The organism is Paraburkholderia caffeinilytica (genome assembly GCF_003368325.1).
Classification (GTDB): Bacteria; Pseudomonadota; Gammaproteobacteria; order Burkholderiales; family Burkholderiaceae; genus Paraburkholderia; species Paraburkholderia caffeinilytica.
The window spans coordinates 106,755-120,038 of sequence record NZ_CP031468.1; the positions used below are offsets into that span (position 1 = coordinate 106,755).

12 protein-coding genes and 1 pseudogene are annotated in these 13,284 nt (G+C 57.6%); 2 read left to right on the forward strand and 11 right to left on the reverse strand.

Annotated elements, in window-relative coordinates; translation table 11 throughout:
• Positions 1–59: 59 nt before the first annotated feature.
• From DSC91_RS36995 to DSC91_RS37010, 4 genes are all read right to left on the reverse strand, one after another.
• Positions 60–1,055: a glutamate cyclase domain-containing protein gene (locus DSC91_RS36995; protein WP_115783742.1), complete on the reverse strand. Its 996-nt coding sequence runs from the start codon at positions 1,053–1,055 to the stop codon at positions 60–62.
• Positions 1,056–1,068: 13 nt separating this feature from the next.
• A complete protein-coding gene (locus DSC91_RS37000; protein WP_115783743.1) occupies positions 1,069–2,385 on the reverse strand; it encodes an MFS transporter in 1,317 nt (438 codons plus the stop codon).
• A 77-nt stretch (positions 2,386–2,462) separates the two neighbouring features.
• Entirely contained in the window at positions 2,463–3,953 is a 1,491-nt protein-coding gene (locus DSC91_RS37005; RefSeq protein WP_115783744.1) for an aldehyde dehydrogenase family protein, read from the reverse strand.
• Positions 3,954–3,988: 35 nt separating this feature from the next.
• Positions 3,989–4,879, reverse strand: coding sequence for an NAD(P)-dependent oxidoreductase (locus tag DSC91_RS37010; protein WP_115783745.1), 891 nt, complete (start codon positions 4,877–4,879; stop codon positions 3,989–3,991).
• A gap of 216 nt (positions 4,880–5,095) precedes the next feature.
• On the opposite strand from DSC91_RS37010, the gene DSC91_RS37015 reads away from it, so the two are divergent.
• Positions 5,096–6,001, forward strand: coding sequence for a LysR family transcriptional regulator (locus DSC91_RS37015; RefSeq protein WP_115783746.1), 906 nt, complete (start codon positions 5,096–5,098; stop codon positions 5,999–6,001).
• A gap of 86 nt (positions 6,002–6,087) precedes the next feature.
• Here DSC91_RS37015 and DSC91_RS37020 read toward each other — a convergent pair whose 3' ends face one another.
• The 5 genes from DSC91_RS37020 to DSC91_RS37040 all read right to left on the reverse strand — a co-directional run bounded on the left by DSC91_RS37020 (position 6,088) and on the right by DSC91_RS37040 (position 10,499).
• Positions 6,088–7,218, reverse strand: a complete 1,131-nt coding sequence (locus DSC91_RS37020; protein ID WP_115783747.1) for an aminotransferase class V-fold PLP-dependent enzyme — start codon at positions 7,216–7,218, stop codon at positions 6,088–6,090.
• Positions 7,219–7,317: 99 nt separating this feature from the next.
• The gene (locus tag DSC91_RS37025) at positions 7,318–8,070 is read right to left on the reverse strand and encodes an amino acid ABC transporter ATP-binding protein (RefSeq protein ID WP_115783748.1); all 753 of its coding nucleotides are present in this window, start codon (positions 8,068–8,070) and stop codon (positions 7,318–7,320) included.
• Between the two features lie 32 nt (positions 8,071–8,102).
• Positions 8,103–8,831, reverse strand: a complete 729-nt coding sequence (locus DSC91_RS37030; RefSeq protein ID WP_115783749.1) for an amino acid ABC transporter permease — start codon at positions 8,829–8,831, stop codon at positions 8,103–8,105.
• 8 nt (positions 8,832–8,839) lie between these two features.
• Positions 8,840–9,565, reverse strand: a complete 726-nt coding sequence (locus DSC91_RS37035; RefSeq protein WP_115783750.1) for an amino acid ABC transporter permease — start codon at positions 9,563–9,565, stop codon at positions 8,840–8,842.
• 43 nt (positions 9,566–9,608) lie between these two features.
• Entirely contained in the window at positions 9,609–10,499 is an 891-nt protein-coding gene (locus DSC91_RS37040) for a transporter substrate-binding domain-containing protein (RefSeq protein ID WP_115783751.1), read from the reverse strand.
• Positions 10,500–10,759: 260 nt separating this feature from the next.
• On the opposite strand from DSC91_RS37040, the pseudogene DSC91_RS38740 reads away from it, so the two are divergent.
• Positions 10,760–10,889: pseudogene (locus DSC91_RS38740) on the forward strand (IS3 family transposase); the annotation flags it as partial.
• 292 nt (positions 10,890–11,181) lie between these two features.
• Here DSC91_RS38740 and DSC91_RS37045 read toward each other — a convergent pair.
• Positions 11,182–12,510 carry an MFS transporter gene (locus tag DSC91_RS37045; RefSeq protein ID WP_115783752.1) on the reverse strand — a complete coding sequence of 443 codons (1,329 nt, stop codon included), beginning with the start codon at positions 12,508–12,510 and terminating at the stop codon, positions 11,182–11,184.
• Entirely contained in the window at positions 12,507–13,277 is a 771-nt protein-coding gene (locus DSC91_RS37050) for an HpcH/HpaI aldolase family protein (protein ID WP_115783753.1), read from the reverse strand. Before DSC91_RS37050 ends, DSC91_RS37045 begins: the two co-directional genes overlap by 4 nt.
• Positions 13,278–13,284 lie beyond the last annotated feature (7 nt).

Sequence of the window (13,284 nt, forward strand, 5' to 3'; positions counted from 1 at the left end):
GACTTACACCTGTTAATTCAGTTGGGTGCTGCTGCGAGAGATTTGCCGGTGCCTGTCGTTCATAGCGACACAGTAACAATGCTTCGTAATAGTTCGACAAACGAGGTGTGGCCCTGCCAGTTGATGCCATCCACCGCGGCCTCAGCTTTAGACGTGGCCCCATCCCGCGCGCCAGCTTTCACCGTTGCTTCAATCAGCTCGTGCTCCAGCGCTTGCGTATGAAGCACGTCGATGTTTCCCGTCTGTGCTGCAAGCGCAGCGGCGATTGCGTACGCACCCCAGTTGGAAACCGACGCGCTCACAACGACGTCGGTTGCCGTGACCGTGACAACGCCCGACTCATGACCCGCCAAAGATTTCCCGCCCAGCGGATGAACGGCGGTGATAGCGTCTCGTACCGCGCCAAACCCAACTTCATTACCACCATCGCCAACGCCAATCGTCAGCACCCCGCGTTTGCGCGCAAAATCGGCGAGCAGGTAAACGTGACCGACATCTTCAGGGTTGCGACAATCACCTCGTACCCCGTGGAAGTAGCCTTCCTTGTTCGGGCCATCGCGTTCAACGAAGACGACCGCCCTAGGTCGGTACTCTTCCATCAATGTTTGCGCGATTCTGCGGCCAGGCTCAAGACCCAGCGGGAAGCACACTGTCGAAATTGCGGCGGGGCCGCCCATTTCGGCATTGATGGTTGCAGCAACCGCCATCACGGGGGCTACATGTGCATCTTCGGTGACAAGGACTACGCGCACACCGAAGGCGGCTATCAGCGCACGGGCCAGGACCGCGGCGCCGACCGGGCCATCTGTTTCACCTTGCGGCAGCCTAGGTGGTGTACCAGCTCCCGTGGCAATGAAGACGATGTCGCCGCGGGACAACGTATCGGCGAGTTTTCGCGCCGCGAGTGAACTGAGCGGCTCTCCATGGTGGGCGCGGCACACGTTGTACATCGGCACCACATAGCCTGCTGGAAGGCCGCCGTTCAGAGGGCGAATTTCAACCGTCATAAGACGGTCAATCCGCTCACCTGTAATCTGGTCGTTCGTCGGAGTCATTGTTACGCTCGTTTTAACGGTCGATAGGCTCACGATATGTCTCCTTCACCAGAAGGACGCAGACCAGTGAGATGATTGCCGCCAACACCACGTACCACGAGACCGACATGGAGTTGCCACTTCGCGCCACGAGCCACGCGGCAATCAATGGCGTCGGCGCACTGGAGATAATTCCGGAGAGCTGATACGCGGTCGACGAACCGCTGAACCGGTAACGAGTCGGGTACTGCTCAGCGTAAATAACGCCGTGCAGCGAGCCGGTGGACGCGTGGCCGATGCCAAGGCCCAAAGCAAGTCCGACCGTGATAAGTGCCGGGTTCGCAGTATCGAGAAGCCAGAACAGCGGAAATGCGTAGAGCGCAAAGAAAATGGCACCAAACCCGTAGACGACTCGCCGGCCAACCTTGTCCGAAAGCCATCCGAAGAAGGGTTGCATGAAGAGGTCAACTGCGGCTGCAATGAGTAGGCCCGTCGATGCGACGCTTCGCGGCAGATGTAGTGTTCCTGTGATGTACGTCAACGCATAAACGGTGATGAGGAAGTAGCCGACATTCGCCACGGTCTGGAAGAACACCATGATGACGGTCTTCTTCTTTTCGTTCTTCCACACTTCAAGCAGCGGGGCGCGCGAGACGTTGCCCGACTCTTTGACCTTCTCGAATGCTGGCGGCTCCGACACCTGCAAGCGGATGTACATCCCGACTGCCAGCAGGGCGAGGCTGAAGATGAACGGCAATCGCCATCCCCATGCGAAGAACTGCTGGTCCGGCAACGCAGAAACGAGAGCGAATGCTCCGGTAGACACCAGCAAGCCGGCCGGTACACCCATTTGCATAGTGCTTCCGAAAAGTCCTCTGCGCCCCTCTGGCGCGTGCTCGACTGACATCAGTGCTGCGCCACCCCATTCGCCACCCAAAGCGAAACCCTGGATGACGCGCAGGAGAATCAGAAGCGCCGGGCTCCAGTGACCCGCCGAGTTGTACGAGGGCAGAAAACCGATGCCGGCGGTGCAAATCCCCATGACAAGCAGGGTGAAGACCAGCATCTTTTTGCGGCCCATCTGGTCACCGAAGTGACCGATGACCATACCTCCGAGCGGGCGCAGCACGAATGCAACGGCGAAGGAAGCCATCGAAGCAAGCGTTGCCAGCTCCGGGGTTAAGTCATTAAAGAAGACTTTCGGAAATACCAGTGCTGCGGCTGTACCGTACAGAAAATAGTCGTACCATTCGACCGTCGTGCCAATGAACGAACTGAATGCTGCTCGCGTCGAAACGCTTCGAGCCTCCTTAGCTTCGTCCGAAGCCGTTGCTGCCAGATTTGCGCTCATGATTAACTCCCAACCTGTTGCCCAGTAAAGGTGTGGTGGTCACCCGGTCGGTCGCCGGGCTACCTTATCTGCAGCGGTTACACGTTGATGGTTACGCTCTTTCGCGACGTGTACGCTTCCAGTGCGCCTTCAATGGAATACTCGGCACCGATGCCGCTCTGCTTCGCGCCACCGTACGACATACCCGGAATCTGGCCGCCAGCGCGATTGACCTGCAACCAGCCCGCGTCGATTTGTTCCGTGACGCGCAGCGCCGTGGTCAGGTCATTTGTGAAGACATACGCAGCGAGGCCATAGACGGAGTCGTTCGCCCATTGCAACACCTCCTCGTCGTCCTTCCAGGGCAATGCCACCAGAACCGGGCCGAAGACCTCTTCGCGGCACACGCGCCAGCTGTTGTCGACGCCAGTGAAAATCACGGGCTCAGGGAAGAAGCCTTTGGCTTCTTCGACCGTCGGCGGCAGCGCGCCTGTCAGAACCTTCGCGCCGTTGTTGATGGCTTCTTCGATGAATGCGCGAACTTCCGAGTAACGTTCGGCGCTGATGATTGCGCCGATGTCGCTCGATTCGTCCAGTGAGTCGCCAATTTTCAGCTCCTTCACTTTGGCGACCACTTTGGTCATCACCTGGTCCCAGACGCTTTCGTGGACGTACAACCGCGAGCCAGCGGTACAGGACTGACCCTGGCGGGCGAAGCGCATCGCATTGATGATGCCGGTGACCGTCGAGTCGATATGTTCCGGGGTCGCCGCATCCGGATAGACGATGCACGGGCTCTTGCCGCCGAGTTCAAGCGTTGCGTGACCGATACGGTCTGCAACTGCGTGACCGACCAGTTTGCCGACTTCCAGCGAACCGGTGAACGAAACCTTCGCGACATTCGGATGCGCCGCGAGCGGCGCGCCGGCATCGATACCCGTGCCAGTTACCACGTTGAACACGCCCGCCGGGAACAGACCGGTCGCGAGTTCGGCAATTTTGATAACAGCAAGCGGCGCGTCTTCGGCCGGCTTCAGAACCAGCGTGTTGCCAGTGCCAAGCGCCATGCCGATTTTCACGGCCGCCAGGACAACCGGTGAATTCCACGGGATAATGGCGCCGACGACGCCGAGCGGCTCACGCGTCGTGTAGCTGAAGAGACCCGGACCGAGCGGTAGTGTTTCACCCTTTTGTTCAGCGATGACACCGCCGTAGTAACGCAACACTTCAGCGGCACCCAGAACTTCCGGGCGGCTTTGGGTGCGCAGCGCATTGCCGCTTTCCGCAGCGAGAACTCGAGCGATTTCTTCAGCGTTGGCGGTAACGCGATTGCCCAGTTCAATCAGGAGGGCGCCGCGTGCACGCGATGCCAAGCGACGCCATGCCGGGAAAGCAGCACTCGCTGCGGTAACGGCCGCCTTGACGTCTTCTTCGTCGCTCGCACCGATGGAGACAATCTTCGTGCGGCGCGACGGATTTTCGACATCAAGGGTCTTGCCCTTTGCGGGGGTGCGCCACTCGTTGTTAATCAGCAGGCCGGTAATGCCCGCCTTCGGAACGACGATTTCGGCGGATACGTTGTCGGTCATGGAATTCACGTTATTTCCTTTGGTGTTCAATTGACTTACAGGGCGGCGGGCAGGCTAAGGCGCACGCCAAGCAGCTCTTCGTAGATTTCATTCACGCTGGTCGAATCCTTACCGCCGAGACCCTTTGCGCGAGCCGCGTTGTAGGTTTGCAGCACGAGTTGGCCGAGCGGCATCGGAAGATTCGAGAATTCGTCGAGGCACAATTTGATGTCTTTGTGCATGAGGTCGATGGCGAAGTTGGCCGGGCGCTGCTCGGTGAACAGCGTCTTCGGCAGGTAGTCGAGCATCTTGCTACCGGCGAGGCCAGCCGTCAGGACGTCGCACAGCACGTCGAGCTTCGCGCCTGCCTTGACGCTGGCAGTAAGCACTTCACCTAGGGCGACGGTATTGATTGCCGTGAGCAGGTTGTGGCTTAGTTTCGTAAGCTGACCCGCGCCCGTATCGCCGCAATGCACGACGCGGCCGGCCAGAACTTCGAAAATCGCGTTCAGTTTTTCGATTACTTCGGGCGAGCCACCGACCATCAGAACTAGCTTGCCGTTCTCGGCGCCTGCAACGCCGCCGCTCACGGGCGAATCGACGAAGCTAACTTTCTTTGCTGCGGCTGCAGCAGCAACCTCTTTGGTCGTCGCCGGGTCGACGGTGCTGAAGTCGACAATGATTGCGCCTTCGGCTGCCGTCTGCAGAACACCGGTTTCGCCAGTCACCGCATCGCGCAGCGTCTTCGGGCTCGGCAGGCTGAGGAGAATGCGTTCTGCGTCTTGTGCTGCGTCGGCAGGGCTCTTCGCGGCGATTGCACCCTTCGATGCGAGAGCGTCAACGGCTGCCTGGCTAGGGTCGAACACGCGCACCTGATGACCCGCTGCGACCAGACGGGCTGCCATACGGCCACCCATGCGTCCCACTCCGATAAATGCAACCTTCATTTGAGCTTCCTCCAACTGGAATCTGATTGGTTAAGCCGGGCAAAACGCGCAACACCTAAGTCATTGTCAGTCAAGGGTTTTCCCTTGTTTCGACCAGAAATTGCGTGCCGGTGATGTGACTATAGGAAGACAAATTCAGAAAAAAAAGACGACACTTTTTGACCCTATGAGTAAGTTTCGCTTACCATTCGCTCCATATCCTTGTAGGAGTGCGGGATGCTCAACCTCAGCCGCCTTCATCTGTTGCATGAGTTGTCGGTCCTTGGAACGATTTCGGCGGTCGCGGAAGCGGTCCGTCTCACGCGGCCAGCCGTTTCTCAACAGCTCGCCCAACTGGAAGAGGAACTCGAGACGGTTCTAATCGAGCGGTCAGGTCGCGGCGTCCAACTGACGCCTGCCGGACGGCGTTTGGTGGCAAGAGCGACTGGCTTGTTCGAAATGGTTGCGGATATTGAGTCCGAGGTCGCTGCCGCGAATGTGGAAGTCAGTGGCGAGGTGCGAATGTCGGCATTCGGGTCGCTGGCGAGCAGTGTCGTGCCGGTCGCCATCAGCCGACTACTTGAGCAGCACCCTCAGTTGAACGTCATCTTTACCGAACTGGAGCCATCCGAAGGCCTGAGAGCGGCCGCGGCCAAGCAGACCGACCTCGCCATCGTGGATGACCTCGTGAGCGCCGAAGCACTCGCAAGCGCCCTTGAGTTTCATCCTTTATGTGTTGACCACTTTGATGCGGTTGTATCGTCGAAGCACAAGCTTGCTGGACGAAAATCCATTGCGTTATCGGACCTCGCGCACGAACGCTGGGCGTTGAATCAGTCGGCGGCGACGTACCACACGTTCCTTCTGAACGCCTGCTATGCAGGCGGGTTCACCCCGAAAGTGACGACAAGCAGCCGCAATACGGCAGTCACACTGGAAATGGTCCGGACCGGCTGTGCCGTCGCTGTGTTGCCACGGCTCGCCCTGCGGCAGGCAGAGAAAGACCCCGACTTCTCTGTCATTCCAATTGACCCCGTGTTGAACAGGCGCGTATTCATTGCCTTGCCACGCGGGACCGCAAAGCGGCCCGCTATCGCGGCAGTTCTCGATGCTCTAACGTTGGCCGCTGAACCGTCCGAGTGAAGGCCAAACCCGTGCCGGTCCCATCACAAGACCAGGCGACCAGTTGAGTGCCTTTGCGCTCAATACGAGCGGGGCATTTCCGACGCTTAGAGGCGTTTTCGGATGATTTCTGCGACAGCGTCAACGTCTGTTTCGTCGTTGAAAATGCCGAACGAAATTCTGATGCCATCTCGCTCTGGCGATACGCGGACATTGTTCTCCGAGAGATACGCCAACCAGTCAGGCGAGAGCGCCATCGTGTAAATGTGCGCACGCTCCGTCGCATTCCGTGGCCCGACAAGTCGGATGCGAAGGTCATCGAGATGCTCGATAAGTCTGTCCCCGAGTCTGAGGACGTGCGCCTCAATGTTGTCGACGCCGATGCTATCGAGCAAACTCAACGTAGCGCCCAGCGCATGAATCCCTGGCAGGTTGAAGTTGCCGAGCTCGAATCGACCAGCCCCTGCTCGCAGAGCGACATCATCGGGACGTGCTATGAAATCGGCCGGCGGATTCGCGAGCCCAGCCGTGGCGAGATACACGGGCTCAAGGCTTTCGAGGCTTGAATCGACGTAAAGGAACCCAAGCCCTTGGGGCACCAGCAGTCCTTTGTGGCATCCGGCCGCCAGAATCGAAACCCCAAGGTCTTTGACGTCAAGCGGCAAGACTCCGACCGACTGCATTGCATCGACAACGAGATAAAGAGCATTCTCTTTGCAAAGCTGTCCGATAGACCGGATGTCATGTCGCTGCCCGGCGTGAAAGGTCACGTGCGAAAGCGATATCGCTCGCGTTTTGCAGTCGACGTAGGGAGCGAAAGTCTGGGCATTCGCAACCTCTCCAGATAATTTGACGAACCGCACCTCGACACCTTTACGACGCAAATTCAGCCACGTATAGGCGTTGTTGGGATGGTCGCCTTCAATCAGCAAGACGTTGTCGCCAGCGTTGAAATCAATCGCATTGGCTGCGATGTTGAGGCCTTCCGACGTGTTCTTAGTGTATGCGATTTCGTCAGGAGATGCTCCAATGAATGACGCCAGGCCCCCCCGCACCTGTTCAACCCGGGCCAGCCATTTCGGCTTTGGGCCTGCCATCTCAAAGCTTTCTGCGAGAAAGTCTTCGACTGCCACCTTTGCGGTCACGCCAAGTGGCGTCTGATGTGCCGAGTCCAGATAGAGCATTTTGCTTGCCGCAGGAAAATCTGCCCTGATTGCTGCGTTATCGAGGAGTGTCATGAGCATTCATCGTTGCGCGCCTGAACGGGCGCTGCAATTGGAAGATGGTTACGGGAAGGCCTGCGCCACGAAAACGCTCGTCGGTGGCCGGGGTTTCATTTAGGCGTGTGCCAACACCTGACCAAGAAATTCGCGTACACGCGGATGAGCTGCGTCGCTGAAGAATTCGTCCGGCGAGGCGTCGACAAGGATGCGGCCGCCGTCAACGAAGATGATTCGGTCGGCAACTCTCCGTGCAAACGACATTTCGTGGGTGACACAAAGCATGGTCATACCCTCCGTCGCCAAAGCAACCATCGTGTCGAGAACCTCTTTGACCATCTCTGGGTCCAACGCCGATGTCGGTTCATCAAAGAGCATGACACTCGGACTCATGCATAAGGCCCGTGCGATGGCCACTCGCTGTTGCTGACCTCCCGAGAGTTGGGGAGGATATTTTCCCGCCTGATTTGCTACGCGGACCTTGGTGAGCAACCGAGTCGCGATTTCTCTTGCCTCATCCTTGCTTACTCCGTTCACTTTTACGGGCGCGAGCATGCAGTTTTTGAGCACAGTGTAGTGCGGAAACAGATTGAAACTCTGAAACACCATGCCTACATGGCGACGTACATCTGCTGGCTTCTGGTATCGCTCGCCGGTTTGTGGGTTCCGGACAATGACCTCTCCGCCGTCAATGTCCTCCAGCCCGTTGATGCAACGAATGAGCGTAGATTTTCCGGAGCCCGATGGTCCGCAAATCACCACTTTCTGTCCAACGCCAATCTTCAGGTTGACGCTGTTGAGAACTGTTTGCGCCCCGAAGCGCTTGGTTAGCGATACGAGTTCGACGACTGGGGTATCGGTTGCATTCATTTCTGCTCCCTGTAACGGGCGATTGGGTGGAGTCAGTTGGCTGCGGTGACAACGATCGGAGCCGGAATACGTGTTTCGCTCTTTGCCTGGCGACGCGCCCGAAGGTAGTCAGCAAGCTCCGCCACACCGGAGCAGATTACGAAATACACGACTGCTGCGAATGTATAAAACTCCACAAGCTTGCCGTCACGCTGGGCAATCTTCGAGGCGGCCCCGACAAAATCCGTCAGCGACAGGACGTACACAAGAGACGTGTCCTGGAACAGAATAATTGCCTGGGTCACCATGATTGGAATCACCGCCTTAAGCGCCTGTGGAACGATGACGAGTGAATACGCATGCCAGGTCGAAAGACCCAAAGCTTTCGCTCCCTCATATTGACCTCTCGGCACGGACAGCAGACCCGAGCGGATGATTTCGCAGAAGTAGGCTGCCTCAAAAAGCGTGTACGTAACGAAGGCCGTCAGTTGCGGACTTACCGAGACCGAGATTCCCACCGGAGAGAAATGGCGAAGCGCTAGCGGCACAAGAAAGAAAAACCAGAACAGCACCATGATGAGCGGAATTGACCGCATGACCGTCACGTAAGCCCAGACGATACGGTCGAGCACCGGGACCCTGATGTGACGAATCACGGCGAGGACTATTCCGATAGCGAGACCGCCGAGAAACGCGAGGAAAGTGAGCTTGAGGGTGAACACCATGCCCTCGCCGAGATACGGGAGTGCGCGCTGGATGGCGCCAAAGTCATACGTAGTCATGCCTGCCTCTATACCTTGCTGACCGTTGCGACGTTCGATTTCACGGAAAACCGCCGCATGACAATCTCAGCCGCGCCATAAATGACTATGGAGAGGACGAAGTACGTCGCTGTGACGACGCTGAACGATTCGAACGTTCTGAACGTGAACTCATTCATCTGCTGTGCCTGCGCTGTCAGGTCCAGCAGCCCAATTGTCATTGCAACCGATGTGTTTTTGAGCAACGCCAATGCCTCACTGGTAAGCGAAGGCGCCATTGTTCGTAGCGATTGGGGTACCAGAATGCATGCGTACGTGGTGAAGCTAGACAGCCCCAGCGCATTTGCCGCCTCGCGCTGTCCTTTAGCCAACGACTGAATCCCCGCGCGGATCTGCTCTGCGACGCGCGCCCCGGTGTACAAGCCGACAGCAATCAGTGCAGGCACGAAGCTGGCCCACGGTGGTGGCATCTGCTTGATTGCATGTCCCAGTCCGACAGGCAAAATCTCAGGGAAAACGAAGTACCAGAGAAACGCCTGAAGTAGCAGAGGGACATTTCTGAATACTTGAACGTAAGCGCGACTTAACGTGCGGAGCATCTTGCTACGCGATGTCCGACCCGACCCAACCAGCACTCCGAGCGCCGCCGAGATGACGGCGGCGCCGAACCAGAGCAGCAAAGTCCAATAAAGGCCTGAGAGCAACCAGTTGAAGTAGTGATTTCCGTCGACGGTTGTTTCGAACAGGAGTTGCATGGGTGCCCCCAGTTGAAGAGCAGCGCTGCTGCTCCGCACAGATTTATGAAGGCAACTTGTCGCTTGGAGCCTTGACGCGCACCTTCAGGTCATCGCTCATCGGGAAGTTCAGTTTGATTCCGCGCGGAGGAATCGGGTCTTCGAACCATTTAGCGTAGATCTTGTTGAATTCACCTGAAGCCATCAGCGACTTCAATGTGTCGTCGACCGTCTTCTTGAAGGTGGGGTCGTCCTTCGCGAACATCAACCCGTAGACCAGCGAGTTATATGATTCCGGGAGGAACGTAAAGGCAGCCGGGTTCTTGGCGTCAGCTTTCTTCGCGGCGAGGAGAATGTCGTCCTCGATGAAGGCAGCCGCGCGACCGCTTTCCAGAACGAGCATGGACTCGCCGTGGTCATGTGCCGGAATGAACTTAAGGTCGAGGTTGTTCTTCTCGCTGATTTCCTTCGCGAAACCCAAAGCGTTTGAGCCCTGGGTGTAAACCACAGTCTTACCCTTGAGATCAGCAGCCGACTTGATGCCCGAATCTGCTTGCACGAGCCAGCGCGTATGGCTGACAAACGTACCGACCGAGAACCCGACCTGTTTTTGGCGGTCAAGGCTGTTCGCCGTACTCGCGCATTCAATGTCGACGTTTCCGTTGTTCACGAGCGCGATACGATTGGCCGAAGTGACCGGAACATTCGTCAGCTTCAACGCCGGCATGGTCTGCTTCAGTTTGTCGACCACTGCGTGACACAGGTCGACCGAGAACCCGACGTAGTTCTGGTTCTGGTCGAGGTACGAGAACGGCACAGAAGCATCCCGCACTCCCAGCCGTATTTCGCCAGTGCTTTTGATTTTGGCGAGCGTGTCGGCGGCGTTGGCCTGCACCGAAAACATCGTACTTCCCGCAACGAGAAGAACCGCTGGAACGAAAAGTCTGAACAGCATTCCGAACTCCTGTGTTGTCGCGTATTCACTGGCGCAACGATGTCTCCCGGCGCCGGCATTCGTAGGTGGATTTATGCGCACCGAACGACTGGGTGCAGGAAAACTGTAGGCATCCAAAAAGAATAAAAAAAGATGACCTTTTCTTTCCCAATAGGAAGGAAAAGGTTTCGTTTATTTTGGTGCTGGATGCCGCGAGAACGGGGAGAACGCACGCGTGCGAAGCGCGAGGGGCGCCCGCCATTACGCCGTGAGATGCGGCGGAGTATCTGCGACCGCAAACCAAGCGTGTCTTGCAGTCCAACATGCGAGGCTACGGCGCGGACAAGGTCTGGAAGCAGATGAACCGGGAACGTATCACGATGGCACGTTGCACAGTCGAGCGGCGGATGAAGCAATAGGTTAGCGCGGCGCGAATCGCAGCAAGCAAGTACGCACGGCCATCCCCGAACCGCTGGACGGATCAAGCGTCAATTCAAGGCCGACTGGCCGCACGAACTGTGGGTTTCGGATTTCACATACGATACGCCCAGCTAACGTCCCTGATGAGCGAGAGGTCGGCGTCCTTGTCATAATCCACTTTCATGCTGAATCCTAGACTGTCATTCGTTAAACAAAACGTGCCTTGAGCACTGCCCCGACAACTGCTGATGCGCTCCCTGCGCTACGAGACGCCCCCGGCTCTCTACTGTATCCCGGAACACGCAGCGCTCTCTATTCTCTCGATGGGTCCCAGCAAAAATATATAACTTAGAATTCCCAACACCACGACCGCCCCGGAGATAAAGAAGGCAGCCGAGAAGCTTCCGGTTTTCTGCGCCACAAACCCGGTCACGATCGGCGCAGACAGGCCGATCAGATTGGCAATACAATTCACGATACCGCCCAGCGCCGCCACACTTCCCTGAGGCGCGATCAGTGCAACAATGCTCGACGCTGTCGGCGCCGTGATGGCGAGTCCCGCAGCGCCTAGCGACAGGAACACCAGCGCCATTTGCAGTGAAGTTGCGAACGCCGCGCCAACTACGGCAAGCGATAAAACCATGCTCCCTACCAAAACAGCCCGGCGCACCTGGGTTGCTTCCTTGCCTCGCATGATCAGCTGGTCTACCAGCCAGCCGCCGATCACGAACTCCGCGATTACTGCCACGATCCAGGGAATCGTCGTGTACATGCCGCTCGCAAGAACGTTTAGGCCTAGTTGTTTTGCGAGGAATCCCGGAAGCCAGGTCAGCAGAACGTAGTAGGTGTACGTGTAACTGGCGTATCCCAGGGCAAGGCCCCAAGTCTTGCGCTGTGTGAGCAAGTAGGAAATCTTCGTGGGGCGATAATTTTCCGAAGCACGCTCGGTCTGAGCTCCGCCCTCCAAAATAAACTCATGCTCCGCGGCCCTCAGCAAGCCACGCGAGCGCATTTCAGAGGGATTTCTGTACAGCGCCCAAAACAAGACTGCATAGCCTACGCTTACGATGCCGGTGAGATGAAACGCCGCCTGCCAACCCCAGCGGTTGACCACATAGGCCATCGCCGGAATGCCAATTACATTCGACAACTTCGCCGCGCCGTCTAGCAGTGACGTGCACATGCCTCGCTCACTGTTCGGAAACCAGTAGCCCGTCGCCTTCCATGCGGCGGGAATCATCGGCGTCTCAGCCACGCCCAGGATCAACCGGGCCACGATCAGCAGTCCCAGGCCGCCCGCTGCGGCGGTCATAAAGGTTGCAACGCCCCACATGACCGTGGCGATTCGCATCACCCACTTGACGCCGACCTTATCGATAAACGCTCCTATGGGTATTTGCAGAAGCGCATAGGTCCACAAAAACGATGAAAAGACAATCCCCAACTGGGACGGATCGAGGTTCAGCGCATGCGCCAACGGTTGGGCGGCGATCGACAGGTTCACGCGGTCCACGTAATTGACAAACGCACCGGTGCCGAGCAAGCCACCAATCAGCCAGCGTGTACGGCCGGGTGCGGACAGGTCTTCGGCACCGTTCGAGATCGAGTTCATTTGTCGTCAGCCCCTGCCGCTTCCTCAAAGAGCTGAACGGTTTGCTCCCAGGCTGTGCGTAGGCCGAGTGCAAGCGCACCGTGCTCCATCGTTAGGACCATCTTGTAGGCGCCGTTTTTGATGGCGAAAGCCTTTTCTTCAACACTCCATGCTGGCAGGATCCACGGCTTATTCGCTTCGTGCGCCGCTTCGGCAATGGCCTTCAGGTCCTGCCAGTCTCCTTCGATGCGTTTGTATGAGCCACGTGAACGACGCAACGACAAGTCCGACGGACCGATGAATACGCCATCTACGGAAGGAAGCGCAAGAATCTCGCGGACTTCCGCCAACGCCTGCGCGTCTTCGATCATGGCGAAACACAAAGTCTCGCAATCTTGCCGTTTCAGCCATTCGTCGTCAAAACCGCCGTAACCCGCCGTGCGGCCACCAGCAAAGCTCCGCGCCCCTACAGGAGGAAACTTGGCGAACGCGCAGATCTTCTCTGCGTGAGCCGCACCCTCTATGTGCGGAATTACGATCGCGTCCGCGCCAAAATCCAACGCTTGCTGGATCGGTTCACGAGACGGACCCAGCACTTTCGCGAACACTTTCAGCTCGAGACCCTTGAGCGCCGGAATGAAACGTTCCAGTGCGGCGAGATCAAAGGTTCCGTGCTCGATATCCAGAACCACCGCCCGGTATCCGATCATCGCCGCTATCTCCGCGGCGGCCAGATTTGGCCCGGACAACCACACAGCCGAACGCATTCGCAGGTCAAAGTCTTTCATGGAATTC

Excerpts from the sequence above, each read along its gene's own strand:
- DSC91_RS36995 (WP_115783742.1), bottom strand. The coding sequence starts at position 1,055 with ATGACTCCGACGAACGACCAGATTACAGGTGAGCGGATTGACCGTCTT.
- DSC91_RS37000 (WP_115783743.1), bottom strand. The coding sequence starts at position 2,385 with ATGAGCGCAAATCTGGCAGCAACGGCTTCGGACGAAGCTAAGGAGGCT.
- DSC91_RS37005 (WP_115783744.1), bottom strand. The coding sequence starts at position 3,953 with ATGACCGACAACGTATCCGCCGAAATCGTCGTTCCGAAGGCGGGCATT.
- DSC91_RS37010 (WP_115783745.1), bottom strand. The coding sequence starts at position 4,879 with ATGAAGGTTGCATTTATCGGAGTGGGACGCATGGGTGGCCGTATGGCA.
- DSC91_RS37015 (WP_115783746.1), top strand. The coding sequence starts at position 5,096 with ATGCTCAACCTCAGCCGCCTTCATCTGTTGCATGAGTTGTCGGTCCTT.
- DSC91_RS37020 (WP_115783747.1), bottom strand. The coding sequence starts at position 7,218 with ATGACACTCCTCGATAACGCAGCAATCAGGGCAGATTTTCCTGCGGCA.
- DSC91_RS37025 (WP_115783748.1), bottom strand. The coding sequence starts at position 8,070 with ATGAATGCAACCGATACCCCAGTCGTCGAACTCGTATCGCTAACCAAG.
- DSC91_RS37030 (WP_115783749.1), bottom strand. The coding sequence starts at position 8,831 with ATGACTACGTATGACTTTGGCGCCATCCAGCGCGCACTCCCGTATCTC.
- DSC91_RS37035 (WP_115783750.1), bottom strand. The coding sequence starts at position 9,565 with ATGCAACTCCTGTTCGAAACAACCGTCGACGGAAATCACTACTTCAAC.
- DSC91_RS37040 (WP_115783751.1), bottom strand. The coding sequence starts at position 10,499 with ATGCTGTTCAGACTTTTCGTTCCAGCGGTTCTTCTCGTTGCGGGAAGT.
- DSC91_RS37045 (WP_115783752.1), bottom strand. The coding sequence starts at position 12,510 with ATGAACTCGATCTCGAACGGTGCCGAAGACCTGTCCGCACCCGGCCGT.
- DSC91_RS37050 (WP_115783753.1), bottom strand. The coding sequence starts at position 13,277 with ATGAAAGACTTTGACCTGCGAATGCGTTCGGCTGTGTGGTTGTCCGGG.